This is a genomic window from Streptomyces roseus, from assembly GCF_001044425.1.
GTDB lineage: Bacteria > Actinomycetota > Actinomycetes > Streptomycetales > Streptomycetaceae > Streptomyces > Streptomyces roseus.
Genome location: NZ_LFML01000039.1, coordinates 1 through 26,417 on the forward strand (window position 1 = coordinate 1; position 26,417 = coordinate 26,417).

The 26,417-nt window shown below is 72.9% G+C and carries 22 protein-coding genes; 11 read left to right on the plus strand and 11 right to left on the minus strand.

Translation table 11 applies throughout. The features are described from left to right. The 3 genes from ACS04_RS10325 to ACS04_RS10335 all read right to left on the minus strand — a co-directional run. Window positions 1–677: biotin/lipoyl-containing protein (locus ACS04_RS10325; RefSeq protein ID WP_048476256.1), on the minus strand; the 677-nt coding region annotated here is incomplete at its 3' end. Window positions 678–734: 57 nt separating this feature from the next. After that, window positions 735–2,123, minus strand: a complete 1,389-nt coding sequence (gene lpdA / locus ACS04_RS10330) for a dihydrolipoyl dehydrogenase (protein ID WP_048476257.1) — start codon at window positions 2,121–2,123, stop codon at window positions 735–737. A gap of 311 nt (window positions 2,124–2,434) precedes the next feature. Then, window positions 2,435–3,976 (minus strand): leucyl aminopeptidase, encoded by a 1,542-nt coding sequence (locus ACS04_RS10335; protein WP_048476258.1) that lies wholly within the window; start codon window positions 3,974–3,976, stop codon window positions 2,435–2,437. A 346-nt stretch (window positions 3,977–4,322) separates the two neighbouring features. On the opposite strand from ACS04_RS10335, the gene ACS04_RS10340 reads away from it, so the two are divergent. The 5 genes from ACS04_RS10340 (at window position 4,323) to ACS04_RS10360 (ending at window position 11,043) form a co-directional block, all read left to right on the plus strand. Then, window positions 4,323–6,350 carry a hypothetical protein gene (locus ACS04_RS10340; RefSeq protein WP_048476259.1) on the plus strand — a complete coding sequence of 676 codons (2,028 nt, stop codon included), beginning with the start codon at window positions 4,323–4,325 and terminating at the stop codon, window positions 6,348–6,350. Between the two features lie 106 nt (window positions 6,351–6,456). After that, a complete protein-coding gene (gene pelF / locus ACS04_RS10345; RefSeq protein ID WP_048476260.1) occupies window positions 6,457–7,971 on the plus strand; it encodes a GT4 family glycosyltransferase PelF in 1,515 nt (504 codons plus the stop codon). Further along, window positions 7,968–9,506, plus strand: coding sequence for a hypothetical protein (locus ACS04_RS10350; RefSeq protein WP_048476261.1), 1,539 nt, complete (start codon window positions 7,968–7,970; stop codon window positions 9,504–9,506). The genes pelF and ACS04_RS10350 overlap by 4 nt, the downstream gene beginning before the upstream one ends. A gap of 50 nt (window positions 9,507–9,556) precedes the next feature. Further along, window positions 9,557–10,204 carry a spherulation-specific family 4 protein gene (locus ACS04_RS10355; protein ID WP_048476262.1) on the plus strand — a complete coding sequence of 216 codons (648 nt, stop codon included), beginning with the start codon at window positions 9,557–9,559 and terminating at the stop codon, window positions 10,202–10,204. Further along, on the plus strand, window positions 10,201–11,043 hold the full coding sequence (locus ACS04_RS10360) for an endo alpha-1,4 polygalactosaminidase (RefSeq protein WP_048476263.1): 843 nt from the start codon (window positions 10,201–10,203) through the stop codon (window positions 11,041–11,043). Before ACS04_RS10355 ends, ACS04_RS10360 begins: the two co-directional genes overlap by 4 nt. A gap of 3 nt (window positions 11,044–11,046) precedes the next feature. Here ACS04_RS10360 and ACS04_RS10365 read toward each other — a convergent pair whose 3' ends face one another. The 5 genes from ACS04_RS10365 to ACS04_RS10385 all read right to left on the minus strand — a co-directional run bounded on the left by ACS04_RS10365 (window position 11,047) and on the right by ACS04_RS10385 (window position 17,348). Continuing rightward, entirely contained in the window at window positions 11,047–12,219 is a 1,173-nt protein-coding gene (locus tag ACS04_RS10365) for a sensor histidine kinase (RefSeq protein WP_048476264.1), read from the minus strand. An 85-nt stretch (window positions 12,220–12,304) separates the two neighbouring features. Then, on the minus strand, window positions 12,305–13,039 hold the full coding sequence (locus ACS04_RS38865; RefSeq protein WP_048476265.1) for a hypothetical protein: 735 nt from the start codon (window positions 13,037–13,039) through the stop codon (window positions 12,305–12,307). Continuing rightward, window positions 13,036–14,934 carry a phosphatidylglycerol lysyltransferase domain-containing protein gene (locus ACS04_RS10375; RefSeq protein ID WP_048476266.1) on the minus strand — a complete coding sequence of 633 codons (1,899 nt, stop codon included), beginning with the start codon at window positions 14,932–14,934 and terminating at the stop codon, window positions 13,036–13,038. The genes ACS04_RS38865 and ACS04_RS10375 overlap by 4 nt, the downstream gene beginning before the upstream one ends. Window positions 14,935–14,970: 36 nt before the next feature. Beyond that, complete coding sequence (gene cobT / locus ACS04_RS10380) at window positions 14,971–16,071, minus strand: nicotinate-nucleotide--dimethylbenzimidazole phosphoribosyltransferase (protein WP_048476267.1); 1,101 nt, start codon at window positions 16,069–16,071, stop codon at window positions 14,971–14,973. Between the two features lie 71 nt (window positions 16,072–16,142). Next, window positions 16,143–17,348, minus strand: a complete 1,206-nt coding sequence (locus tag ACS04_RS10385) for a bifunctional adenosylcobinamide kinase/adenosylcobinamide-phosphate guanylyltransferase (RefSeq protein ID WP_048476268.1) — start codon at window positions 17,346–17,348, stop codon at window positions 16,143–16,145. Window positions 17,349–17,462: 114 nt separating this feature from the next. Between ACS04_RS10385 and ACS04_RS10390 the strand changes: the two genes are divergently transcribed. Beyond that, entirely contained in the window at window positions 17,463–17,675 is a 213-nt protein-coding gene (locus tag ACS04_RS10390) for a hypothetical protein (RefSeq protein WP_048476269.1), read from the plus strand. A gap of 71 nt (window positions 17,676–17,746) precedes the next feature. Here ACS04_RS10390 and ACS04_RS10395 read toward each other — a convergent pair whose 3' ends face one another. Both ACS04_RS10395 and ACS04_RS10400 read right to left on the minus strand, forming a co-directional pair. Continuing rightward, window positions 17,747–18,505 (minus strand): class I SAM-dependent methyltransferase, encoded by a 759-nt coding sequence (locus tag ACS04_RS10395; protein WP_078864615.1) that lies wholly within the window; start codon window positions 18,503–18,505, stop codon window positions 17,747–17,749. 50 nt (window positions 18,506–18,555) lie between these two features. Beyond that, entirely contained in the window at window positions 18,556–19,164 is a 609-nt protein-coding gene (locus tag ACS04_RS10400) for a DUF3043 domain-containing protein (RefSeq protein WP_107438580.1), read from the minus strand. A 262-nt stretch (window positions 19,165–19,426) separates the two neighbouring features. Here ACS04_RS10400 and ACS04_RS10405 point away from each other — a divergent pair, with 262 nt between their 5' ends. Together ACS04_RS10405 and pspAA are read left to right on the plus strand one after the other, a co-directional pair. Beyond that, window positions 19,427–20,224: a PspA/IM30 family protein gene (locus tag ACS04_RS10405; RefSeq protein WP_078864613.1), complete on the plus strand. Its 798-nt coding sequence runs from the start codon at window positions 19,427–19,429 to the stop codon at window positions 20,222–20,224. 13 nt (window positions 20,225–20,237) lie between these two features. Next, window positions 20,238–20,516 (plus strand): PspA-associated protein PspAA, encoded by a 279-nt coding sequence (gene pspAA, locus ACS04_RS10410; protein WP_048476273.1) that lies wholly within the window; start codon window positions 20,238–20,240, stop codon window positions 20,514–20,516. Between the two features lie 90 nt (window positions 20,517–20,606). Here pspAA and ACS04_RS10415 read toward each other — a convergent pair whose 3' ends face one another. Then, window positions 20,607–21,377 (minus strand): hypothetical protein, encoded by a 771-nt coding sequence (locus tag ACS04_RS10415; protein ID WP_048476274.1) that lies wholly within the window; start codon window positions 21,375–21,377, stop codon window positions 20,607–20,609. An 87-nt stretch (window positions 21,378–21,464) separates the two neighbouring features. Between ACS04_RS10415 and ACS04_RS10420 the strand changes: the two genes are divergently transcribed. From ACS04_RS10420 to ACS04_RS10430, 3 genes are all read left to right on the plus strand, one after another. Beyond that, on the plus strand, window positions 21,465–22,307 hold the full coding sequence (locus ACS04_RS10420) for an adenosylcobinamide-GDP ribazoletransferase (RefSeq protein WP_107438581.1): 843 nt from the start codon (window positions 21,465–21,467) through the stop codon (window positions 22,305–22,307). A gap of 34 nt (window positions 22,308–22,341) precedes the next feature. After that, the gene (locus tag ACS04_RS10425) at window positions 22,342–23,040 is read left to right on the plus strand and encodes a response regulator (RefSeq protein WP_048476275.1); all 699 of its coding nucleotides are present in this window, start codon (window positions 22,342–22,344) and stop codon (window positions 23,038–23,040) included. A gap of 178 nt (window positions 23,041–23,218) precedes the next feature. Then, window positions 23,219–26,350 carry an efflux RND transporter permease subunit gene (locus ACS04_RS10430; RefSeq protein WP_048476276.1) on the plus strand — a complete coding sequence of 1,044 codons (3,132 nt, stop codon included), beginning with the start codon at window positions 23,219–23,221 and terminating at the stop codon, window positions 26,348–26,350. The last annotated feature ends 67 nt before the right edge of the window (window positions 26,351–26,417 follow it).

The following is a 26,417-nucleotide window of genomic DNA, read 5'->3' on the forward strand; positions in this document are numbered from 1 at the left end:
GGGGCCGGGGCGGCGGCCGGAGCGGCACCGGCGGCGCCGATGACGGCCAGGACGGCGCCGACCTCGGCGGTCTCGTCCTCGTTGATCCGGATCTCCAGCAGGGTGCCGGCGACCGGAGCGGGGATCTCGGTGTCGACCTTGTCCGTGGAGACCTCGAGCAGCGGCTCGTCGGCCTCGACGGACTCGCCGACCTGCTTCAGCCAGCGGGTGACGGTGCCCTCGGTGACGCTCTCGCCCAGGGCGGGGAGGACGACGTCGGTGCCCTCGGCCGAACCGCCGCCGGCGGCCGCGTCAGCGGTCGGCGCCGGGGCCTCGGCACCGGCCGGGACCTCGGGGGACGGGGTGGCCTGCGGTGCCTCGGCGGCCGGAGCCGCGGGGGCCTCGGCGGCCGGAACCTCGGCGGCGACCGTCTCGGCCTCGGCGGCAGCCGGCGCGCCGGAGCCGTCGTCGATGACGGCCAGCTCGGCGCCGACCTCGACGGTCTCGTCCTCGGCGACCTTGATGGACGCCAGGACGCCGGAGACGGGGGAGGGGATCTCGGTGTCGACCTTGTCGGTCGAGACCTCGAGCAGCGGCTCGTCGGCCTCGACGCGCTCGCCCTCGGCCTTCAGCCAGCGGGTGACAGTTCCCTCGGTGACGCTCTCGCCGAGCGCCGGAAGGGTTACGGAAACCGACATGGTTTCAGTTGCTCCTTACGAAAGTGCGGAAGTGGTCGTCGCGCCCGTGACTGTGGATTAGTCGTGGGAGTGAAGCGGCTTGCCGGCCAGGGCCAGGTGGGCCTCGCCGAGCGCTTCGTTCTGGGTCGGGTGCGCGTGGATGAGCTGCGCGACCTCGGCCGGCAGGGCTTCCCAGTTGTAGATCAGCTGGGCCTCGCCGACCTGCTCGCCCATCCGGTCACCGACCATGTGGACGCCGACCACGGCACCGTCCTTGACCTGGACGAGCTTGATCTCGCCCGCGGTCTTCAGGATCTTGCTCTTGCCGTTGCCCGCCAGGTTGTACTTCAGGGCCACGACCTTGTCCGCGCCGTAGATCTCCTTGGCCTTGGCCTCGGTGATGCCGACCGAGGCGACCTCGGGGTGGCAGTACGTGACGCGCGGAACACCGTCGTAGTCGATCGGGACGGTCTTCAGACCGGCCAGGCGCTCCGCGACGAGGATGCCCTCGGCGAAGCCGACGTGCGCGAGCTGCAGGGTCGGGACGAGGTCGCCGACGGCCGAGATCGTCGGCACGTTGGTCTGCATGTACTCGTCGACCAGGACGTAGCCGCGGTCCATCGCGACGCCCTGCTCCTCGTAGCCCAGGCCCTGGGAGACCGGGCCGCGGCCGACGGCGACCAGCAGCACCTCGGCCTCGAAGGTCTTGCCGTCCGCGAGGGTGACCCGGACACCGTTCTCGGTGTACTCGGCCTTGTCGAAGAAGGTGCCGAGGTTGAACTTGATGCCGCGCTTGCGGAACGCCCGCTCCAGCAGCTTCGAGCTGTTCTCGTCCTCGACCGGGACGAGGTGCTTGAGGCCCTCGATCACGGTGATGTCGGAGCCGAAGGACTTCCACGCCGAGGCGAACTCGACGCCGATGACGCCGCCGCCCAGGACGATGGCCGACTCGGGGACGCGGTCCAGGACCAGCGCGTGGTCCGAGGAGATGATGCGGTTGCCGTCGATGTTCAGGCCCGGCAGCGACTTCGGCACGGAGCCGGTCGCCAGCAGGACGTGGCGGCCCTGGATGCGCTGGCCGTTCACGTCGACGGAGGTCGGCGAGGAAAGGCGGCCCTCACCCTCGATGTACGTCACCTTGCGGGAGGCGACCAGGCCCTGCAGGCCCTTGTAGAGCCCCGAGATGACCTCGTCCTTGTACTTCTGCACACCCGCGATGTCGATGCCCTCGAAGGTGGCCTTCACGCCGAACTGGGCGGCTTCGCGCGCCTGGTCCGCGATCTCGCCCGCGTGGAGCAGCGCCTTCGTGGGGATGCAGCCGTTGTGCAGGCAGGTGCCGCCGAGCTTGTTCTTCTCGATCAGGGCAACGTCCAGACCCAGCTGGGATGCGCGCAGAGCCGCGGCGTAACCGCCACTGCCACCGCCGAGGATCACTAGGTCGAAAACGGTGCTGGCGTCGTTCGCCACGTCACGTCCTCCATGCATGTGCGCCGGGCACCGGTCCTCTGTGACCGGGCGGCGGCTGGTAATCGGCCGCTAGTTGTTCGGCCCTGTGGTGGGGGCCCTGTCCTGCCGAGAACCCATCTTCGCATTTGTCGGGGGAACGCGGGACGCCGGGCCCAGGATGTGGCAGGTCGTTCTGCCCGGAGCAAGGGTTACCAGTGCGTAGAAACCTACGGATTTCGTTGTCGGTGAACATGCCTCAAGCCTTGGTCGAGTATCCGGCCAAGGCTTGAGGCAGATCACAGTCGCCGCTCCGCGGCTGTGTCAGGGTCGCGTCAGCCCAGGTCGCCGGTGGCCGTGCGCTCGGCCAGCCGCACCAGGGTGCGCACGGCGGAGCCGGTGCCGCCCTTGGGGGTGTAGCCGTACGGGGCGCCCTCGTGGAAGGCCGGGCCCGCGATGTCGAGGTGCGCCCAGGTGATGCCCTCGCCGACGAACTCCTGGAGGAAGAGGCCGGCCACCAGGCCGCCGCCCATCCGGACACCCATGTTGGCGATGTCGGCGGTGGGGGAGTCCATGGTCTTGCGCAGGTCCTCGGGGAGCGGCATCGGCCACGAGGCCTCGCCGACCTCCTCGGCGATCTCGTGGATCGAGGTGCGGAAGGCGTCGTCGTTCGCCATGATCCCGAAGGTGCGGTCGCCCAGCGCCAGCACCATCGCGCCGGTCAGGGTGGCGACGTCGACGATCGCGTCCGGGTTCTCCTCGGAGGCCTTGGTCAGGGCGTCGCCCAGGACCAGGCGGCCCTCGGCGTCGGTGTTCAGGACCTCGACGGTCTTGCCGCTGTACATGCGCAGCACGTCGCCGGGCTTGGTGGCCGAGCCGGACGGCATGTTCTCGGCGAGCGCGAGCCAGCCGGTGACGTTGATCGGGAGGCCCAGCTTGGCCACGGCGACGACGGAGGCGAACACGGCGGCGGCGCCGGACATGTCGCACTTCATCGTCTCGTTGTGGCCGGCCGGCTTGAGGGAGATGCCGCCCGAGTCGTAGGTGATGCCCTTGCCGACGAAGGCGAGGTGCTTCTCCGCGTCGGGGTGGGTGTAGGCGATCTTGACCAGGCGCGGCGGGTTCTCCGAGCCCTTGCCGACGCCCATGATCCCGCCGTAGCCGCCCTTGGTCAGCGCCTTCTCGTCCAGGACCTGGACCTTGATCCCGTGCTCCTTGGCGGTCGCGGACGCGACGGCGGCGAAGGCCTCGGGGGTGAGGTCGTTCGGCGGGGTGTTGATCAGGTCGCGGGCGACGTTGACCTCGGTCGCGACGACCGAGGCGCGCTCGGCGGCGGCCTTGTGCTCCTTGTCGCGCGGCTTGGCGCCCAGCAGGACCACCTCGGCGAGCGGCCGCTTGGGGCCGCCGTTCTTCTCGGCACCCTTGCCGGCCTTCTTCTCGCCGCCCTGGTAGACGGTGAAGGCGTACGCGCCCAGCAGCGCGCCCTCGGCGACGGCGGTGACGGCGGAGGCGTCCTCCAGCGGGAGCGCGAAGGCGGCCTTCTTGGCGCCGTGCAGCGCGCGGGCGGCGGCGCCGGCGGCGCGGCGCAGGGCCTCCTCGTCGAACGACTCGTCCTTCTCGGGGACCGGGCCCAGCCCGACCGCCAGCACGACCGGGACCTTCAGGCCGTCCGGCGCCGGCAGCTTGGTGGTCTCGCCTTCGGCGCCCGAGGCACCGAGTGCGTCGAGCACGGCGGCGAGCTTTCCGTCGTACGCCTTGTCCACGGCCTCGGCGCCCGCGGCGACGACCGGGCCCTTGGGGCCCTTGGCCACGCCGACCACGAGGGCGTCGGCGCGCAGCGTCGCCGCGCCGGCAGTGCTGAGAGTCAGAGCAGTCACGGTGGTGAAGTCTCGCTTCCGTTTGTGTTGTGGGCCGAGTGGGTGGTCGGCCATCCGCAGCGATCGTATTCCGGCCCGGCGCCCGCCAGAAATGAGCCTACGCGTACGGGCTCGCCCGCACGCCAATCGAAGGTTTGGCAAGTTGTTCGATCAAGACGCCGGGAGATTCACCCATCCGTGGTTTCCGCACCAGGTTTGCCCCTTCGACCTGACGAGGTCCGAGAGACTCGACCCACTCTCGCAAGGGGACGCGGGGTCCCTTTGCATGATTTCCACAGAGCCTCCTCGGCCCGGCCGACCGCCACAGGGCCGTAGTCGAGTGATGCCTGCGGGGGGAAAGGCCGAAATGGTCAACAAGAACCGGATGAACAGGGCTGCCGCCGCGATGGGGGTGGCAGCGCTGATCTCCGTGGCACTGCCCGCCGCGACCGCGCACGCGGCCGTGACACCGCGCATCGACCTGAAGGTGCTCGTCGTCGACGACGGCGGCAGCTCGGTCGACGCCATCACCTCGGAGCTCCGGGACACCGGAGTCCCGTACACCCGGGTGCTCCTGGGCAGCACGGGCCGCCCGGTGATCAACGCCGGGTTCCTCGCCGACACCGTCGACGGCCGGCCGCGCGCCAAGTACCAGGGCGTCGTGCTGCCGAACGAGAACCCGTTCGGCGAGGGCTCGGCCGAGATGGCCGCGCTCAGCGCGTACGAGACGGCGTACGGGATCCGCCAGGTCGACGCGTACACCTGGGCCCACCCGGGCGTCGGGCTGGAGTACACCGACAACGGCGGCTACAGCGGGCAGCTCGACGGCACGCAGGCCGCCGTCACCGCCGCCGGCAAGGCGGGCCCCTTCAACTACCTCGGCGGCCAGGTCGCCTTCGAGGACAACTCCGCCCTGGTCCCCGAGAGCTACGGGTTCATGGGCAAGCCGAGGGCCGGCTACACCAGCTACCTCGACGCACCCGTCGCCGGCGGACGGGCCTCGCTCGTCGGCGAGTACGCCCACGACGGGCGCAGCGAACTCGTCGTCACCTTCGGCTACAACCAGTACCAGCAGCAGTTCCGGCTGCTCGCCCGCGGCATCGTCGACTGGCTCACCCAGGGGATCCACCTCGGCCAGGAGCGCAACTACTTCGCGGTCCACGTCGACGACGTCTTCGCCCCGGACGCCCGCTGGAGCAAGGAGCTCAACTGCACGCCCGGCGACTACGCCTGCCCGGGCGGCGAGGGCAAGGAGAGCACCATCCGGATGTCCGCCGCCGACGCCCAGTACGCGGCGCAGTGGCAGACGGCCAAGAACTTCAAACTCGACCTCCTCTTCAACGCGGGAGCGGGCGAGGAGTGGAAGGCCCAGAACGGCGGAACGGACGCCCTCACCGCGCAGCTCATCGCCGACCGGGCCACATACCGCTGGATGAACCACACGTACTCGCACCCCTTCCTCGGCTGCGTCCAGAACACCGCCGTCGTCCCGTGGACCTGTACGAAGAACGCGGCGGGCGCCGTCAACTGGATGAGCCGGGCCGACATCTCCGCCCAGATCCGCGACAACAACAACTGGGCCGCCTCCAAGGGCATCACCACCGACCGCACCGAACTCGTCACCGGCGAGCACTCCGGGCTCAAGACCCTGCCGCAGCAGCCCCAGGACAACCCCAACCTGGCGGGCGCCCTCGCCGACAACGGGGTCAAGTGGGCGGGCAGCGACAGCTCGCGCGAGCCCGCGCAGCGCGCCGTCGGCTCCGCCCTGACCGTCCCCCGCTACCCGATGAACGTGTACTACAACACGGGCACCAACGCGGAGATGGCCGACGAGTACAACTGGATCTACACCAGCCGCGCCGCCGGCGGCAGCGGGGTCTGCGAGGACAACCCCGCCACCTCCACCTGCCTCCCGGCGCCGCTCGACACCGCCACCGGCTACCTGGACTACATCGTCCCCGCCGAGGCGCGCACGGCCCTGCGCCACGTCCTGGCCAACGACCCGCGCCCGCACTACGTCCACCAGTCCAACCTCGCCGAGGACCGAACCCTCTACCCGGTGCTCAACCAGGTCCTCGACACCTACCGCACGCTCTACGCGCCCAGCGCCCCGATCGTGAACCAGAGCATGAAGGACACCGGCGTCGAGCTCAGCCGCCGCGCCGCCTGGGACAAGGCCGTCGCCGACAACCAGGTCACCGCCTACCGCATCGGCAAGGACGTCACCGTCAAGGCACCCTCCGGCGTCCTCGCCCCGGTGACCGCACCCACCGGCACCAAGAAGCAGCTCCTGCTGGGCGCCGCAGACTTCGGCACCGCCTACGCGGGCACCCGCTCGGCGTGGACCTCGCCCGAGCTGATGCAGAGCGCGGTCACGCTCAAGCTGCCCAGCTGACCCGCCTTCAGGCCGACCGCGGCCGGCTTCGACACCCGGTACCACCTGCGCCGGCGCTCCACCACACGGGCGCCGGCCCCTTTTCCGTCCTGGGGGGACACAGCACATGAGTCATGGGCGTCACGTCACCATGCTCACCGAAGGCACCTATCCGCACGTCCACGGGGGAGTCAGCACCTGGTGCGACCAGCTGGTACGCGGGATGCCGGAGGTCGACTTCAACGTCATAGCCCTGACCGGCTCCGGGCGCGAGCCGGTCACCTGGGAGCTGCCCCGCAACGTCTACCGGCACACCGCCGTCCCGCTCTGGGGGCCGGTTCCCGGCCGCGGCCGCCGCTCGGCCCTGCGGGGCAAGGCCCACCGCCGGTTCACGGCAACGTACGAAACCTTCCTGCTCTCCCTGCTCGATCCCACCCATGGCGGCTTCAGTGAAGCCCTGCACGAACTCGCCGTCCTGGCCCGGGCCGGCCGCCTCGCCCCGGCCCTGCGCTCCGAAACGGTCCTGCGCCTGCTGATGGACGTGTGGACCCGGCCCGGCTTCCCCACCGCCGCGGCCGAGCCCACCGTCCACGACGCGCTCACCGCCACCGACCTGATCGAGCACGCGCTGCGGCCGCTGGCCGTGCGCATCCCGCCCGACAGCGTCGCGCACGCGGTCAGCAGCGGACTCGCCACCCTGCCGGCGCTCGCCGCCAAGTACCTCGACAAGGTGCCCTTCCTCCTCACCGAGCACGGCATCTACCTGCGCGAGCGCTACCTCGGCTACCGCACCGCCGCGCAGCGCTGGCCCGTCAAGGCCCTGCTGCTCGGCTTCTACCGGGAGCTCAACACCGAGGGCTACCGGCAGGCCGACCTCATCACCCCGTGCAACCAGTACAACCGCCGCTGGGAGGAGCGCGGCGGCGCCGCCCCCGACCGCATCCGCACGGTCTACAACGGCGTCGACCCGTACGCCTTCCCCGACGCGGGACCCGAACCCGAGGTGCCCACCCTCAGCTGGTGCGGGCGCATCGACCCGATCAAGGACCTCGAAACCCTCATCCGGGCCTACGCGTTCATGCGCGAGGAGCTGCCCGCCCTGCGGCTGCGCCTGTTCGGCCCGGTCCCGGCCGGCTGCGAGGAGTACAGGATCCGCCTGGAGGAGCTCGGCGCCGAACTCGGCGTGGCCGACGGGATCTCCTACGAGGGTCGCGTCTCGGACGTCGCCCAGGCCTACGCGGCGGGGAGCCTCGTCATGCTCTCCAGCATCAGCGAGGGCTTCCCGTTCAGCATCATCGAGGCCATGTCCTGCGGGCGCACCACCGTCTCCACCGACGTCGGCGGGGTGCGCGAGGCGGTCGGCGACACCGGGCTCGTGGTCCCGCCGCGCGAACCGCAGACGATGGCCGGCGCCGCCCTCGCCCTGCTCCGCGACCCCGAACGCCGCGCCGAACTGGGCCGCCGCTCCCGCAAACGGGTCGTCGAGAAGTTCACCCTCCACCAGTCCGTGGACGGCTTCCGCCACATCTACCGCGAACTCGCCGGCCAGCCCGTCCTGCCGGTCCGCCCCGGCGACGACTGGACGCAGCGGCTCGCCGACCCCTGGTACCGCGAACTCGCCGCCGACGGGAGCCTGTGGTGAGCGGATCCCTGTGGCTGCGCGTCCCCGGCGGGGACACCCTCCCCGCCATCCCCCGGCCCCGTCACGGCGGGCCGGGGGACCCCGGCCCGGCCGGCGACCCGATGGACCAACTCGCCGAACGCCTCGACACCTTGATCGCGGCGGCCGTCCACCCCGACGAGATCGCCGCCGTGCTCGAATCCGACGGGATGACCGACGAGCACATCCGCCTCACCTACGGGCGCCACGACTCCTTCGGCCTCGCCGAGGAGCTGTACGCCCGGGTGCCCCGCGCCTTCCCGGAACCGGAGCACGTCCCCGACCCCTGGAAGGTCTCCCTCACCGCCTGCCTGCTGCGCGGGGTGGTCTTCGCGCTGCCCGGCCTCGCCTACGTCCTGGGCGCCCCCCTGCTGGAGGGCCCCAAGGACCGGCTCGGGCTCCCCGCCGGGACGCTGACCCTGCTCGCCGGGGCGCTCATCGGCTGGGTGTGGGACCAGACCCTGTCCCACCGCGCCTACACCTGGCTGGGCCTCGGAGACCGGGCCGCCGCCGGGCGGACCCTGCTCGCCGGGGCCCCCGTGGGGGCCCTGCTCGGCATCGCCGCCGCGCTGACCGTGCCCGGCGGGCCGCCGTTCAGCTACGCCTTCGCCGCCGGCCAGGCCCTGTACGTCGGCGCCGCCACCGTACTGCTGGTCCTCGGCCGGGAGCGGGTGCTGCTCGCCGCGCTCGGCCCGATGGCCGCGGGGGCGGTGCTCGCGCTCTTCACCGAGGTGCCCGTGCCCGTACGGGTGGGCCTGCTCGCGGCGTCGCTGCTGGCCGCCTGCGCCCTCGCCGTACGGGAGCTGCCGGTGGCCGAGGGCCTGCGGACGGGGGTGCGCCGGATCCGGGGCTGGGGCGGACACCGGGCCGGGGAGGGCCCGGTGCGCTGGCGGATGCTGCGGGGCGCGGAGGAGGAGTACGGGCCGCGCGGACCCCGGATCGGGGACTCCGTGCCGTACGGGATGTTCGGCCTCGGCACCGGCCTGCTGGTGCTCTACGCCGCCCTGGGGGAGGTGCTCGCCGGAGGGCCCGCCGAGGCCGTCGCCGCCCCCTCGGCGGTGGCGCTCACCCTCAGCATGGGTCCCGCCGAATGGCTGCTCCACCGGTTCCGCAGCGGCAGCCTGTCCGGGCTGCGGGCGGCCCGCTCGCCCCGGCAGTTCTGGCTGCGGATGCTCGGGACGCTGGGCCGCTGCCTCGCCGCCTACCTGGCGGTACTGCTGGCCCTCGGGCTGGCCGGCACCCTGCTGTGGCCCGGAGCCCCCGGGCTGAGCGGGATCCGGGCCGCGACCCTGCTGCTGCTCGGCGCCGTGATGTGGACCGGGCTGCTCCTCCAGTCCTTCGGGGCGGTCCGGCCCGCGGCCGTGGTCTGCGCCTCGGCGGCGCTGGCGCAGAGCGTGGCGCTGCTGCTGGGGTGGGGGCAGCCGCGGCTGGTCCAGCTGGTGGTGGCGGGCGCGGCCGCGGCCGCGCTGGGCGCGCTCGTCTGCCTGCTGCTGGGCCGCGCGACGGCCCACCGCTGAGCCGATCGCCCCACCCAGACCACCCGACCCCGTACGAGAAGAAGGTCCCGATGCTGCTGGTGCCCCTCTACGAGCACCCCGCCGACCGGCCCGAGGACTGGGAGCGGCTCATCCGCTGCGCCGGCCGGCTGCACTCCGTGGTGCTCAATCCCGCCAGCGGGCCGGGCGAGGCCCCCGACCCGCGGTTCGCCGCCGTGGCGCAGCGGCTGCGCGACGCCGGGGTCCCCGTCCTCGGGTACACCGACACCGACTACGGGCGGCGCCCGCACCCCGCGGTGGTGCAGGACCTGCTGCGCCACCGCGACTGGTACGGCGCCGACGGGGCCTTCCTCGACCAGGCCTCCGCCGACCCGGCCCTGCTCCCGCACTACGGGCGGCTGGGGATCGCCGCCCGGGCCGCGGGCGCCCGTACCCTCGTCCTCAACCACGGGGTCCACCCGCACCCCGGCTACGCCGAACTCGCCGATCTGCTGGTCACTTTCGAGGGCCCCTGGGACGCCTACCGGGACGCGTCGGTGCCGGAGTGGACGGCCGACCACCCCGCCCAGCGGTTCTGCCACCTCGTGTACGCGGTCCCGCCGGGCGCGCCCGCCGCCGAGCTCGCCCGGCAGCGGGGGGCCGGGGTGCACTGCGCGGTCCCCGGGACCGGTGCCCACCCGTGGGGGTCCCTCCCGTACGCGCTGGAGGCCGCCGGATGAGCCGCCGGCCGCGCGGCGCGGTGCGCGGCGGGCGCGCCCTGTCGCTCGCCGTACTGCTCCTGCTGGCCGCCTGCACCACCCAGGGGCCGGACGAGCCGGACGACGTGGCGCCCGCCCCGCCGCCGGGGCAGCGCTGGCGGCCCGCGCCCGAGGTCAGCTGGCAGTGGCAGCTCAGCGGGAAGCTGGACACCTCCGTGAAGGCTGCGGTGTACGACGTCGACGGGTTCAACACCACCAAGGAGCAGGTCTCCGCGCTGGAGGAGGCCGGCCGGCGCACCATCTGCTACCTGTCCACCGGCGCCTGGGAGGAGTTCCGCCCGGACGCCGGGGACTTCCCCGAGGAGCTGCTCGGCGAGGGGAACGGCTGGGAGGGCGAGCGCTGGCTGGACATCCGCCGGCGCGCCGAGCTGGAGCCGCTGATGGCGAAGCGCTTCGACATGTGCCGGGAGAAGGGGTTCGACGCGGTGGAGCCGGACAACATGGACGGCTACCGCAACTCGACCGGCTTCCCGCTCACCGCCGAGGACCAGCTGGCGTACAACCGGCTCATCGCGAAGCTGGCCCACGACCGGGGCATGGCGGTCGGGCTGAAGAACGACCTCGACCAGATCCCGCAGCTGGTGGGGGAATTCGACTTCGCGGTCAACGAGCAGTGCGCCGAGTACGAGGAGTGCGAGCGGCTCACCCCGTTCATCGCGGCGGGCAAGGCCGTCTTCCACGTGGAGTACGAGGGGCGGATCGAGCAGTGGTGCGGGCAGTCGCAGGAGCTGAGGCTCAGCTCGCTGCAGAAGAAGTACGAACTGGACGCCTGGCGGCAGTTCTGCCCGCCCGGGGACTGAGGGTCAGGTGACGGGCAGGACGGCGTGCACCCGGTAGCCGCCGCCGAACCGCGGTCCGGCGAAGCAGGAGCCGCCCAGGGCCGTGGCCCGCTCGCGCATGCCGAGCAGCCCGTGGCCGCCGCCCTCGCCCCCGTCCTCCCCGGCCGCCGGGGCCCCGCCGTCGTCCAGCACCGTCACCTCCACGCAGGCGCCGACCCGCACCACGCTGACCTCGGCCCGCACCTCGGGCCCGGCGTGCTTGCGCACGTTGGTCAGCGCCTCCTGGATCACCCGGTACGCCGCCAGGTCCACGGCGGCCGGCAGCGCGTCCCGCTCCCCGCCCAGTTCGACCATCACCTTCACCGGCAGGCCGGCGTGCCGGAAGGTGTCCACCAGCTCGTCCAGTACGCCGAGCCCCGGCGCAGGCTCGGTCGGCGCCTCCGGATCACCGGACTGCCGCAGCAGCCCGACCGTGGCCCGCAGCTCGTTCAGCGCCGAACGGCTCGCGTCCCGTACGTGGGCCAGGGCTTCCTTGGCCTGGTCGGGACGCTTGTCCATGACGTGCGCGGCCACCCCCGCCTGCACGTTGACCAGGGCGATGTGGTGGGCCACCACGTCGTGCAGGTCCCGGGCGATCCGCAGGCGCTCCTCGGCGACCCGGCGGCGCGCCTCCTCCTCACGGGTCCGCTCGGCCCGCTCCGCCCGCTCCCGTATCGCGCCGATGAAGGCCCGCCGGCTGCGCACGGCGTCGCCGGCGGCGGCGGCCATCCCGGTCCAGGCGAAGATGGCGATGTTCTCCTGGGCGTACCAGGGCGGGGGACCGGCGAGCATGGCCACGCCCGTCAGCCCCGTCATCGTGAGCAGGCCGACCCGCCAGGTGGTCGGCCGGTCGGTGCGGGAGGCCAGCGTGTACAGGGCGATCACCGTGGACATGGCGACGGGCGCCCGGGGTTCGCCGGTGGTCAGCTCCAGCAGGCAGAGCGCGCCGGTCACGGCGAGGACGGCGCGCGTGTGCCGGCGCCGGAACACCAGCGCGGCCGCGCCCAGCACCATCAGCAGCAGGGAGAGCGGCTCGGGGGTGCGGGTCACGAAGGTGGGCCCGTGCGGGCCGTGCGGACCGGCGAAGGAACCGACGACCATGGCGACGAGCACCCCGAGCGCGACGACGGCATCGGTGGCCAGCGGATGGGACCGCATCCAGTGCCGGGTGGGGGCGAGCGGCCCCAGGTCTGTCGTCACCCCGATACGGTACGGCCTGCCCGCCGCGGGGCGGGCGGACCCGTCAGGTGCCGGGACGCTGCGGGGGCAGCGGGGGCGCCGGGGGCGGGCGCCGGCCGAGGGGGACGCGGGAGCGTTCCGGGCCCCATTTGGCGCGGACCACGCACACCGCCATGACGGCGGCGATGGCCGCGAGGTGTTCCTTGCCGGCCAGGTTGTCCTTGACCAGCACCTCGCCGATCATCACCGCGATCACGATCGCGCCGGTCAGGTACGCCCGGTAGCGCCAGCACACGTAGATCGCGAGGCCGACCACCGCCGCCGACGGGCCGGTGTCGTTGACGATGCGGTCCGACACCGGCAGGCCGAAGGGGTGGTCGGGTCCGAGCGAGAGGCCGATCCGCGCGTACGTGGTCCCGGCGAGGGTGGCGACGTAGCCGATGACCAGCGTGCGCCACCAGCCGATGCAGATCTCCGAGATCCCGAAGACCAGCAGGATCTGGGCGAGCGCCCCCCACACGGGCAGGTCGAGGGCGGGGACGAACAGCGACAGCGGGGTGCGCAGCAGGGCCAGCCACAGCGGGTCGGCGGCCTTGACCGACCCGAGGTTCTGGACGGGCTGGAACCCCCAGGACGTGTTCTGGACGATCTGGAAGACCGAGGTCAGGCAGACGGCCCCCAAGGTCATCGGGGCCGCCCGCCACGTGTCGCGGACCAGGGCGTCCCGGACGGTCCAGAACAGGGGCCCCCACTCGCGGCGGGCGAACCGCCGCAGGGGGGTGGTCGTCCAAGCCGTCAACGATTGGTCTCCAGATGTCTGCGGTTCAGCCACTTCGGCAGCCCGGGAGCCTCCAGGAAGCCCTCGGCCCGGCCCGCCGCGATACCGATCCGCAGGAGGTCGGAGCTCTTCTCGAAGAGCATGAACCGCGGTTCCCAGATCGGCCGGTATTTGGCGTTGGCCCGGTAGAGGGACTCGATCTGCCACCAGCGGGAGAAGAAGCTCAGCAGCGAGCGCCACATGCGCAGCACCGGACCCGCGCCGAGCTTGGACCCCCGCTCGAAGACGGAACGGAACATCGCGAAGTTGAGCGAGACCTGTGTGACGCCGATCTCTTTGGAGCGTTCGAGGAGTTCGATGACCATGAACTCCATCAGGCCGTTCTCGGAATTGCGGTCGCGGCGCATCAGGTCCAGCGACAGGCCCTTGGCGCCCCACGGCACGAAGGAGAGCACGGCGCGCAGATCGCCGTTGGCGTCGGTGCACTCCAGCATCACGCACTGGCCGTCGCCCGGATCGCCCAGCCGGCCCAGCGCCATCGAGAACCCGCGCTCGGTCGCGCCGTCGCGCCAGTCGTCGGCGAGGGCGAGGAGCACGTCCATCTCGTCGAAGGGGATGTCGGCGTGGCGGCGGATGCGGACGGTGTACCCGGCGCGCTTGACGCGGTTGTAGGCCTGGCGGACGGTCCGCATGGCGCGGCCCTCCAGCGTGAACTCGTCGGTCTCGACGATGGCCTCGTCGCCCAGTTCCAGCGCGTCCAGCCCGTGGCGCGCGTAGATCTGCCCGGCCTCCTCGCTCGCGCCCATCACGGCCGGCACCCAGCCGTGCTCGCGGGCCTCGGCCAGCCAGGGCTCGATGGCGCCGGGCCAGGCCTCGGGGTCGCCGATCGGGTCGCCGGAGGCCAGCGAGACCCCGCCGACGACGCGGTACGTGACGGCCGCCTTGCCGGTGGGGGACCAGATGACGGACTTCTCGCGGCGCAGCGCGAAGTAGCCGAGCGAGTCGCGATCGCCCTGCTTGGCCAGCAGCGCGCGCAGCCTCTCCTCGTCCTCGGGGGTGAGGGGGTCGACGGCGCGGCGCGAGCGGAAGGCGGCGAGCAGGACGGCGATCAGGAGCAGCGTCGACATCACGTTGATGACGATGTCCACCCAGCCGGGCGTGGTGATCGCGGCGTAGTCGCGGGCGTTGGGCTCCAGGGTGATCAGCCGCATCACCCCGTACCGCCAGCGGGCCAGGAACGTGGCCTCGGCGGCGTCCGGGTCGGTGTTGGCGGCGCCGACGATCAGCGCGGCCAGCAGCGAGGTGAACAGCAGGCCGACGGCGGCCACCGCGGTGGCCAGCTTGGGGTTGGAGCGGTCGCCCTTGGCGTAGAACTCGCGGCGGCCGAGCAGCAGGGCGCCGACGAAGGCCGCGGTCAGGGCGAGGGAGATCCAGTTCTGGGTGTGGTCGCGGAACTCCGGGTAGCAGAGGTTGAAGTCACCGCTGGTGCACGGGGCGAAGGCCGCCGTGGCGAAGGCCATCAGCAGCATGCCGCCGAGCACCAGGTTCAGGATCCACGCGGCCCGCTTGCGGCGGCCCATGGTGACCGCGAGCAGCAGCGAGAACATGCCGGAGGCGAAGCCCGCCGTGAGCAGGTACGGGGTGTAGAAATCGGCGGTGTTGTGCCGGCGCAGGTCCTGGCCGAGCGAAAGCCACACCGCGCTGAGGAAGTTCACGAAGGTGACGGCACGCAGGTACCAGACCGCGAACGCGGCGCTGCGCCGTGAGCGGGCCGATCCCCGGCCGGTCTCCCGGCCGCCCCCTTCGTCCTTCCTCTCTTCTTTCCTGCTGCTCGTGTCCTTGCCGGATCCCTGTGCTGCCTTGGCAGCCTGTGTGGTCCGGTCGATGTCGGCGCTGGTCACGCGGGCCTCTCCCATGAAACGCGATCATATGGGGCGCCGCCGACCGGCCGCTCAGCCCTGCGTCTCCAGCGGCTCCGGCGGCACCTTCGACTCCTGCGGCTCCTGCGCCGCCCGCTCCGGGAGGTCCGCCGCGAGTGCGGCGGCCGCCTGGACCAGGGGCAGGGCCAGCAGCGCCCCGGTTCCCTCTCCCACTGTGACGCCGTGGTCGAGCACGGGGTTGAGCGCCATCCGGTCCAGGGCCTTCGCCTGGCCCGGCTCGCCGCTGGCCTGCCCGGCCAGCCACCAGTCGGGCGCCCGGAACGCCGCGCGCTGGGCCACGAGCCCGCACGCTGCGGAAACGACCCCGTCGAGGATGACCGGCGTACGGCGCACCGCGCACTGGAGCAGGAAGCCTGTGATGGCCGCCACGTCCGCGCCGCCGACCGCCGCGAGCAGGGCGACCTGGTCGCCGAGGACCGGGCGGGCCCGGCGCAGCGCGTCGCGGATCGCCGCGCACTTGCGCATCCAGGTCAGGTCGTCAATGGGCCGGCCACCGCGTCCCGTGACCACGGAGGCATCGGTTCCGCACAGGGCGGCGACGAGCGTCGCCGCGACCGTGGTTCCACCGACGCTCAAGTCCCCGAGGACCACGAGGTCGGTGCCGGAGTCGGCCTCCTCGTCGGCGATCCGCATCCCGAGCCGCAGGGCGGCGTCGGCCTCCTCGCGGGTGAGCGCGTCCTCGACGTCGATGCGCCCGCTGCCGCGGCGCACCCGGTGGCGGACCACGTCCTCGGGCAGCAGGGCGGGCTCGCAGTCCAGGCCGGCGTCCACGACCCGTACGCCCGCGCCCAGGCGGGCGGCCAGGATCGAGACCGGGCTGTTCCCGTCGAGCACCGAGCGCACCAGCTCGTGCGCGTCGCCGGCGGTCCGTGCGGAGACCCCCGCGGCGGCGATCCCGTGGTCGGCGGCGAACAGCACGACGCGGGGCCGCTCGATCGGGCGGACGGGCACCCGCCCCTGCGCGGCGGCGAGCCATTCGGCCAGCTCGTCGAGGCGCCCCAGGGCCCCGGCCGGCACGGCCAGCCGCTCACGGCGTTCCTCGGCGTCACGCCGGACGCCCCCGTCGGGGCGCTCGATCAGATCGGAGAAGTCGTCGAGATTCAGCGTGGTCATCTGCCAGAGCGTACAGCGGGTGAGGCCCTCCCCAAGCCCCGTCCCGCGACCTCGCCGGACGGGGCGCGCGGTCAGTCCTTCAGGACCACCGCCTGCCCTGCCGTCACCAGCAGGACGTGCTCGCACTCGCCCGCCACCAGGCTGTTCAGGCGCCCCAGTTCATCGCGGAAACGCCGCCCGGAGGCCGTCGCGGGGACGACGCCGGAGCCCACCTCGTTGCTGACCGCCACCACCGTCCGGCGGGTCGCGCGCACCGCCGCCACCAGCTCCGCCACCCGCTCCCGCAGCTCGCTCTGCCCCCGCCCCGCCCAGACCGCGTCGTCCCAGGCCCCCGCCCGGTCCATCGCGTCCGTCAGCCACAGCGCCAGACAGTCGACGAGCAGCGGCGGCCCTCCCTCCACCAGCAGGGGGGCCAGTTCACAGGTCTCCACCGTCCGCCAGCTCGCCGGCCGCCGCTCCCGGTGCAGGCCGACCCGCGCCGCCCACTCCGCGTCCCCGTCCCGGGTGCCGCCGGTGGCCACGTACTCCACCTCGGGGAAGCAGGCCAGCCGCCGCTCCGCCTCGACGGACTTCCCCGAGCGCGCCCCGCCGAGCACCAGGGTCCGGCGCGGCAGGTCCGGCACCGCGTGGTACTCCCCGACCGTCACCGTCGTCCCGTCCGGCACCGCCCTCGCCCCCGCCGCCGCGCACCGGCGCTCCAGCTCCCGGCCCGGAGGCACGTCGTGGTCCAGGTGCACCGCGATCACGTCCGTGGTCGGCCCGGCTGCGCCGGTCGCCCGCAGCCGGGCCAGCGCCTCCGGCCGGCCCAGCACGTCCGCGAGGACCATGTCGTACGGCCGCTGCCCCGAGGTGCCGTTCGTCCCGGCCGGCGCCCCGCCGGGCGGCAGGTACAGCAGCCGGCTCCCGTCCGGGCCGGTCACCTCGTACCCGGTGCCCGGCGAGTCCATCGGCACCGCCCGCACCCGGTGCCCGCTGATCACCGCGAGCTCCCGCCCGTCCGGCACCCGTCCGGCGGCCGGCAGTCCCGGGGGCAGCTCGACCGGCGGCCCGTCGTGTGGATGGGTGAGCAGGACCTGCCGTACGCCGGCCAGCGAATGCCCCGCGCGGGCGCCGGCCAGCACCGCCCCGGGGGTCAGGTCGAGCAGCAGCGCACCGTCGACGAGCAGCGATGTCGCGGCGCGCGACCGGGAGCCTACGGAGACCGCGCAGGCCGCGCAGGGACAGCCGGGGCGGGGCAGTCCTTCGGGTGTGCCGGTGCCGAGCAGAGTGAGTTCCACAGGAAGATCCTCCCGCGTCCCCGAGACTGCTGCGCGCCCGGCTACTCTGCGGGCAGACTCAAGGGGAGCAGCGTGCGGGAACGTGCGAGCAGCGGACGAGCAACGGAGGCGGACATGGCGTGGACGTGGCGGTTCGAGACGGCCGACGGCACCGAGACGAGCCCGGCGGTCGAGCCGGAGGAGTTCACCACGCAGGGCGACGCGGAGTCCTGGATCGGCGAGGTGTGGAAGGAGCTGCTGGAAGGCGGCGCCGAGACGGTGAAGCTGTCCGACGACAACGGCACCGAGCTGTACGCGATGAGCCTGCGCTCGGCGCTGGACGCCTGAGCGGCGACCGCTGACGCGAGGAGCCCGGACCCGTACGGGTCCGGGCTCCTCGCGCGTCGCGGCGGGGCGGGTCAGCCGCGTACGCCGCACAGGTGCAGCAGCGCGGCGACCCCGCGGTACGGGTCGGTCCGCCCGGCGCGGTCCTCGGCGGCCAGCAGCCGCTCCAGCTCGTCGTCCGGGGGCAGCCCGTCGCCGGCCTCGGTGCCGTCGGTGAAGACGCGGACGCCGTACCAGGACGACAGCGGGGCGCCGATCCCGGACAGCGTGGCCGTGAGCCCGGAGAGCCGGTCGGCCCGTACGTCCAGACCCAGCCGGTTCGTGTAGTCGACGGTGTCGAAGGCGGCCAGAGCGGCCGACCAGTCGCCGTCCAGCCCCGGCCGCATGGCGAGGGCGTCGCCGTTGCGCACCAGCAGGGACAGCAGCCCGCCCGGCGCCAGCATCCGGGCCAGCCCGGCCAGCATCGCGTCGGGCTCGGGGACGTACATCAGCACGCCGTGGCAGAGCACCACGTCGAAACTGCCCGGCAGGAAGTGCGCGCCGGTCTCCCGGCCGTCGCCCTCCCGCAGCTCGACCCGGTCCCGGATCCCGGCGGGCTCGGCCGCGAGCGCCTCGCGGGCGACGGCGAGCATCGCGGGATCCTGTTCGAGTCCGGTGACCTTGTGCCCGGCGCGTGCCAGACGCAGCGCCTGGGTGCCCTGGCCCATGCCGACGTCGAGAACGCGCAGCCGCTGCCCGACCGGGAAGCGGTGCGCGATCTGTTCGTCGACCTGCCGGCCCACGAGTTCCTGGCGGACGGCGTTGCGCAGTCCGCCCAGTCCCTCCAGCCACAGCCTGGCGCCCCCCGCGAAGCCGTCTCCCGACGCTCCGGGCTTCCCTCCGGTCAGGGCCGTTCCCCGCGCTTGACCTGCGGCTTCGGAAGGCGGAGCCGGCGCATCTGGAGGGTGCGCATCAGGCCGTAGGCCACCGCGCCGCGGCGCGGCTCGTCGGGGAAGCGGCCGGCGAGGGCCTTGTTCAGCCGGAAGCCGAGCGCGACGGAGTCGACGAGGATCAGGGCGATCACGGCGAGCCACAGCAGCAGGGCGATGTTCTGGATGGACGGCACCCGCACCATGCTCAGCACCAGGATGACCACGGCCAGCGGCAGGAACATCTCGGCGACGGAGAAGCGGGAGTCCACGTAGTCGCGGACGTACTTGCGCACGGGGCCCTTGTCACGGGCCGGCAGATAACGCTGGTCGCCGTTGGCGAGGGCCTCGCGCTGCCTGGCCATCTCTTCACGACGGCGCTCGCGGGCGCGCTTTGCATCCTCCTTGCGATTGCCGGTCGATGCCACGACGGCCTTGCGCTGCGACTGGGCCACAGCACGCTTCGGCGTCGGGCGGCCCTTCGGGGCCTGCGGGTGACGGGGCTGCGAGAGGTCGGCGCTCACCTTGTCGGTGGGCGCGGCCTTCTCTTCCTTGGAGGAACGGCTACCAAACACAAAACCCAAGCCTACGTGGTCGTGGCCGGGTACCCCACTTCGCCGGGGAACGATCCGGCAACGGCGGGCGTCTTCCCCTGTGCAGGGTTCTCGCGGCGGGCGCGCTCGGGGGAGCACCTACTCCCTGCGCCTGACACGGGCAGGGGTGGAGTCGTCCTGGAGGAGGAGCGCATCCGCACCGGAACAGTGCGGTAATGGAGACAGGGCCCGTACTGTGGGCTCTGTCGGTGACCTGGAGCACAGTCCGTCTAGAAGGGGGCGCGCGAAGCCCATGAGCGGTGTCATGAAGCGTATGGGGATGATCTTCCGCGCGAAGGCGAACAAGGCCCTGGACCGGGCCGAGGACCCGCGCGAGACCCTCGACTACTCGTACCAGAAGCAGCTGGAGCTGCTGCAGAAGGTGCGCCGCGGCGTCGCCGATGTGGCGACCTCCCGCAAGCGCCTGGAGCTGCAGCTCAACCAGCTCCAGGGGCAGTCCGCCAAGCTGGAGGACCAGGGCCGCAAGGCGCTCGCGCTGGGCCGTGAGGACCTGGCCCGCGAGGCGCTGTCGCGGCGTGCCTCGCTCCAGCAGCAGGTCAGCGACCTGGAGGTGCAGCACCAGACCCTCCAGGGCGAGGAGGAGAAGCTGACGCTGGCCGCGCAGCGCCTGCAGGCCAAGGTGGACGCCTTCCGTACGAAGAAGGAGACCATCAAGGCCACGTACACGGCGGCGCAGGCCCAGACCCGGATCGCGGAGTCCTTCTCCGGCATCTCCGAGGAGATGAGCGACGTCGGCCTGGCCATCCAGCGGGCCGAGGACAAGACGGCCCAGCTCCAGGCCCGCGCCGGGGCCATCGACGAGCTGCTGGCCTCCGGCGCCCTCGACGACCGCAGCGGCCTCGGCTCCAAGGACGACATCCAGGCCGAGCTGGACCGCCTCTCGGGCGGTTCGGACGTGGAGCTGGAGCTCCAGCGGATGAAGGCCGAGCTGGCCGGCGGCCCCTCCGCGCAGCAGCAGGCCATCGAGGGCGGTGCCCAGGGCGGCGCCCAGCAGTCCCCCCAGACCCAGCACCGCTTCGACAAGCAGTAGGACGGGGCCCGTCATGATTGTCCGCATCATGGGGGAAGGGCAGGTGAAGGTGGCCGACGGCCACTTCGCCGAGCTCAACAAGCTGGATGACGACCTGCTCGCGGAGATGGAGAGGGGCGACGAGGAGGGCTTCCGGCGGACGCTGGGCGCGCTGCTCGACGCCGTGCGGCGGCTCGGCTCGCCGCTGCCGGACGACGCCCTGGAGCCGTCGGAGCTGATCCTGCCCGCGCCGGACGCCTCGCTCGACGAGGTCCGGGAGATGCTCAGCGACGACGGGCTGATCCCGGGCTGAGTGCCTGCGGCCGCCCACGCGCGGGCCGGCGCCCGGCCCGCCCCCTTCGCGGGGGCGGGCCGGGCGCCGCCGTGTTCCCGCGGCCCGCCGTCAGTGCTTCGTCGGCTTCGAGACCCGTGCCCGCTCCGGGTCCGGGGTGCCGCCGATGAAGTTCTCGAACTTGCGGCGCGGGGCCGCCCAGCGCCGGTCGTGGCGGAAGGCGCGCAGTCTGGCCTTGGCGCGGGCCCGCGGGCGTTTGGCGTAGAACCTCTTCGCGTACGGGGAGCCGGGCCGGGCCAGCCGGACCGCCCCGATCAGCGCCACGAACGGGATGACCATGCCGAAGAGCGCGGTGCGGGCCTTGCCCTTCCACAGGGCGATCAGGGCCAGGAAGAAGTTGGTGGCGGTGTTCATGATGATGAGACCGCGGCTCTGGCGCTCCTCGGAGGTCAGGTCGTTGACCCCTAAGGGCAGGAAACCGCCCAGGACCAGCGCCACCAGTGCGGCCGTCAGCACCACGATCTCCACGCTCTTGCGGCCCTGCTCGCTCCAGTAGACGTCGTCGAGGTGCAGGATCAGCGCGAACTCGTCCAGCACCAGGCCCGCGCCCAGTCCGAAGATCACGGCGGAGAGCATGGCGCCGAACCCGCGCCCGCCGCTGCCGACCGCCCCGAACCCGCCGATGATCACGAGGATGACCCCGGGCACCACGTGGTGGACGTGCACGCCGCCTGGGGTGATGTTCTTGAACGGTCCCCGTCCCGCCCGGATCATCCGCGTGATCACGCGGGTGATCAGGAACGACAGGACGAAGGAGAGCAGGGCGAGGAGCAGCGGCAGTTTGCCCGGCTCGACGATGTTCCGGTACCACCAGTGACCCATACCGCCGGCTCCCCTGTTGTGGCAGCTCCCGATTCTTCCCGTATGCGGCAATTTACCGCCCACGGTGAGCGGGTAGCGTTCGCGCCGATGAAAGATTCGTTCGACGACCAGCCCTCCGAGCAGCCCGAGCCGCCGCTGACGCCGCCCGACGAACGCGCCTCGCTGCGCGACGGCGTGCGCTTCGCGTTCGGCACGCTCACCGTGCTGCCCGCCCGCATCACCCGCTGGGACCGGCCCGCGGCCCGCACCGGCATGGCCTGCGCCCCGCTCGCCGGGCTCGTCGTGGGCGTACTCGCGGCCACGCCCGGGGTGCTCCTGCTGGTGCTGGGCGGCGGTCCGCTGCTCGCCGCGGCCGTCACCGTCGCCGTACCGGCCGCCCTGACGCGGGGGCTGCACCTCGACGGGCTCGCCGACACGGCCGACGGGCTGGGCAGCGCGAAGCCCGCCGGGGAGGCGCTGCGCATCATGAAGCAGTCCGACATCGGCCCCTTCGGGGTGGTGGCACTGCTGCTGGTGCTGCTGGTCCAGGCCGGTGCGCTGGCGGACCTCTACGCCGAGAGCTGGGTCCACGGGGCCCTCGCGACGGTCATCGCGGCCGTCACCGCCCGGCTGGCCATGACCCTGGCCGCCCGCGACGGCGTACCGCCGGCCCGTCCCGAGGGGCTGGGGGCGGCGGTCGCCGGGGTGCTCCCCACGGGCTCGGCCGCCGGGATCGCCGCACTGGTGGCCGCCTCGGCCGGGGCCGCCGCCCTGCCGGTGGGGCCGGGCGCCGCCGTCCAGTGCGCGGGCGCGGTCCTGATCGCCCTGGCGGCGGCGGAGTCCCTGCTGCGCCGGTGCGTACGCCGCTTCGACGGGGTCACCGGCGACGTGTTCGGCGCCCTCGCCGAGGTCGCGGCGACCACGGCCCTCGTGGTCCTGGCCCTGGGCTGAACCCCCGGGGCCGCGTCCGCGTAGGGTGCGGGGCGTGGAAGAGACGCCGACGCCCATCAGGGTGCTGCTCGCCGACGACCAGGCGCTGCTGCGCAGCGCGTTCAGGGTGCTGGTCGACTCCGAGCCCGACATGGAGGTCGTCGCAGAGGCCTCCGACGGCGCGCAGGCCTGCGCGCTCGCCCGCCTGACCCGGCCCGACGTGGTCCTCATGGACATCCGGATGCCCGGCACGGACGGGCTCGCCGCCACCCGCACGATCAGCGCCGATCCCGAACTGGCCGCCGTCCGCGTCGTCATGCTGACGACCTTCGAGGTCGACGAGTACGTCGTGCAGTCCCTGCGGGCCGGCGCCTCCGGCTTCCTCGGCAAGGGCGCCGAGCCCGACGAGCTCCTCAACGCCATCCGCGTCGCCGCCGCCGGGGAGGCGCTCCTGTCCCCGGCCGCCACCAAGGGGCTCATCGCCACCTTCCTCGCCCAGGGCGGCGGAGCCGACCCCGGCGCCCCCGCCGCGCACGCCGAACGGCTCGCCGCGCTGACCGTCCGCGAGCGCGAGGTCCTCGTCCACGTCGCCGCGGGCCTGTCCAACGACGAGATCGCCGGACGGCTCGAAGTCAGCCCGCTCACCGTCAAGACCCACGTGAACCGGGCCATGGCCAAGCTGGGCGCCCGCGACCGGGCCCAACTGGTGGTCATCGCCTACGAATCGGGCCTGGTGCGGCCCCGGGTCGACTGAGCGGAGCTCGGCCGGCGGCGCGGGCGGCGGAGTACGGCCGCGTACTGCGGGCGCGGTATGCGGCACATAAAGAGGCGGCACCTGGGAGCGACGCAGCGCCGCCTGCGCGTACGGAAGGCTGAAGGCCCGCGGCCTTCAGGCCCAGCCCCGCGCACGCCACTGCAGAGAGATCCCACCCATGTCCTGGCTGTCCCGCTTCAGCCTGGCCCAAAGAGCGCTGATCGGCCTCGTGTCGATCACCGCACTGCTCTTCGGCGCCATAGCCATCCCGCAGCTCAAGCAGCAGCTGCTGCCGTCCATCGAACTGCCGATGGTGTCCGTGCTCGCGCCGTACCAGGGCGCCTCGCCCGACGTGGTGGAGAAGCAGGTCATCGAGCCGATCGAGGCCACCCTCAAGGGCGTCGACGGCATCACCGGCATCACCTCCACCGCCAGCGAGGGCAACGCCCTCATCATGGCCAAGTTCGACTACGGCGACAGCGGCACCAAGCAGCTCGTCGCCGACGTCCAGCAGGCCGTGAACCGGGCCCGCGTACGGCTGCCCGCCGAGGTGGACCCGCAGGTCGTGGCCGGCTCCACCGACGACATCCCGACCGTCGTCCTGGCCGTCACCTCGGACAAGGACCAGCAGGCCCTCGCCGACCAGCTCAGCCGCTCCGTCGTCCCCGTCCTGGAGGACATCGAGGGCGTCGGCCAGGTCAGCGTCGACGGGGTCCAGGACCTCCAGGTCGCCGTCACCCCCGACAGCGCCAAGCTGGCGGCGGCCGGCCTCGACGGCGCCGCGCTCGCCCAGGCCCTCCAGGCGGGCGGCGCGACCGTCCCCGCCGGTTCCTTCGACGAGGCCGGCAAGAACCGGACCGTCCGCGTCGGCGGCGGCTACACCTCCCTCGCCCAGCTTCAGGAACTGCGCCTCGGAGGCGGCCCCGGCAAGCCGGCCGTGCGCCTGGCCGACGTAGCCGCCGTCACGCAGGAGCCCGCCAAGGCCGTCTCCCTGACCCGGACCAACGGCAGGCCGAGCCTCGCCCTCGTCCTCACCATGGACAAGGACGGCAGCGCCGTCGCGATCTCCGACGCCGTCCGGGACAAGCTGCCCGAGCTGCGCTCCGCGCTCGGCGCCGGCGCCGAGCTGACCGTCGTCAGCGATCAGGGCCCGCCCGTCGCCAAGTCCATCTCCAGCCTCACCACCGAGGGCCTGCTCGGCCTGCTCTTCGCGGTGATCGTGATCCTGGTCTTCCTGGCCTCGCTGCGCTCGACGCTGGTCACCGCGGTCTCCATCCCGCTGTCCGTGGTCCTCGCGCTGATCGTGCTGTGGACGCGCGACCTCTCCCTCAACATGCTGACCCTGGGCGCCCTCACCATCGCCATCGGCCGCGTCGTCGACGACTCGATCGTGGTCCTGGAGAACATCAAGCGCCACCTCGGATACGGCGAGGAGCGCGAGGCCGCCATCATCGCGGCGGTCAAGGAGGTCGCCGGCGCGGTCACCTCCTCCACGCTCACCACCGTCGCCGTCTTCCTGCCGATCGCTTTCGTCGGCGGCATGGTCGGCGAGTTCTTCGGCCCGTTCTCCCTCACCGTCACCGCGGCCCTGCTGGCCTCGCTGATCGTCTCCCTGACGGTCGTACCGGTGCTGTCGTACTGGTTCCTGCGCGCGCCCGAGGGCGCTGCCGAAAATCCGCAGAAGGCGCGGCGCGAGGCCGAGGAGAAGGAGGCCAGGAGCCGGCTCCAGGGCTTCTACGTACGGGCCCTGGGCCTGGTCACGCGCCGCCGGATCGCCACCCTCGTCGTCGCGGTCGTCGTGCTCATCGCCACCTTCGGGATGACCCCGCTGCTGAAGACCAACTTCTTCGACCAGGGGGAGCAGAGCGTCCTGACGGTCAAGCAGCAGCTGCCCCCGGGCACCTCGCTGGCCGCCTCCGACGAGGCGAGCCGCAAGGTCGAGAAGGCCCTGACCGAGGTCAAGGGCGTCAAGGACTACCAGGTCACGGTCGGCTCCTCCGGCTTCCTGGCCGCCTTCGGCGGCGGTACGGGCTCCAACCAGGCCTCCTACCAGGTCACCTTGGAGGACGCCGGCGACTCCGAGGGCGTCAAGCAGCGCATCGAGGACGCCCTCGGCAAGCTCGACGGCATCGGCGACACCGCCATCTCGGCGGGCGGCGGCTTCGGCAGCCAGAACCTGAGCGTCGTCGTCAAGGCCGGCCAGGCGGACGTCCTCGCCAAGGCCGCCGAGCCGGTCCGGGCCGAGGTGGCCACCCTCGACCACGTCACCGACGTACAGAGCGACCTCTCCCAGTCCGTCCCCCGGATCTCGGTGACCGCCACCCCGAAGGCCGCCGAGGCGGGCCTGAACCAGGCCGCCCTCGGCGCGATCGTCGCCCAGGCCGTACGGGGCACCCCGGCGGGCAAGGCCGTACTGGACAACACCGAGCGGGACGTGGTCATCAAGTCCGCGCACCCGGCCACCACCCTGGCCGAGCTCCAGGCGCTCCCGGTCGGCCCGGTCAAGCTCGGCGACGTGGCCGAGGTCAAGGAGGTCCCCGGCCCGGTCTCTATGACCCGGATCGACGGCGCCCGCGCCGCGACCGTCACCGCGAAGCCGGTCGGCGACAACACCGGCGCGATCGGCGCCGAGCTCCAGACGAAGATCAAGGCGCTGGACCTGCCCGAGGGGGCCACGGCCACCATAGGCGGCGTCTCCTCGGACCAGGACGACGCGTTCGCCTCCCTGGGCCTGGCCATGCTCGCCGCCGTCGCGATCGTCTTCATGCTGCTGGTGGCCACGTTCCGCTCGCTCGTCCAGCCGCTGGTCCTGCTGGTCTCCATCCCGTTCGCGGCGACCGGCGCGCTCGGCCTGCTCCTGGTGACCGGCACCCCGCTGGGCGTCCCGGCGATGATCGGCATGCTGATGCTCATCGGCATCGTCGTGACCAACGCGATCGTCCTGATCGACCTGGTCAACCAGTACCGGGCCCAGGGCCTCGGCGTGGTCGAAGCCGTCATCGAGGGCGGACGCCACCGGCTGCGCCCGATCCTCATGACGGCCCTCGCGACGATCTTCGCGCTGCTCCCGATGGCGCTCGGCGTCACCGGCGGGGGCGGGTTCATCTCGCAGCCGCTCGCCGTGGTGGTGATCGGCGGGCTGGTCAGCTCGACCCTGCTGACCCTGCTCCTGGTGCCGACCCTCTACACGATGATCGAGCTCCGCAAGGAGCGCCGCCGCGCGAAGCGCGAGGCCAGGCGCACGGCCCGCCTGACGGTGGTGCCGGCCCCGGACGGGGCCTTCGACGAGGAGCCCCCGGCCAAGGTCTGACGTAAGGCACGGCAGACACCGAAGGGCCGCCCCCTCGAACGAGGGGCGGCCCTTCGGGCGTACGGCG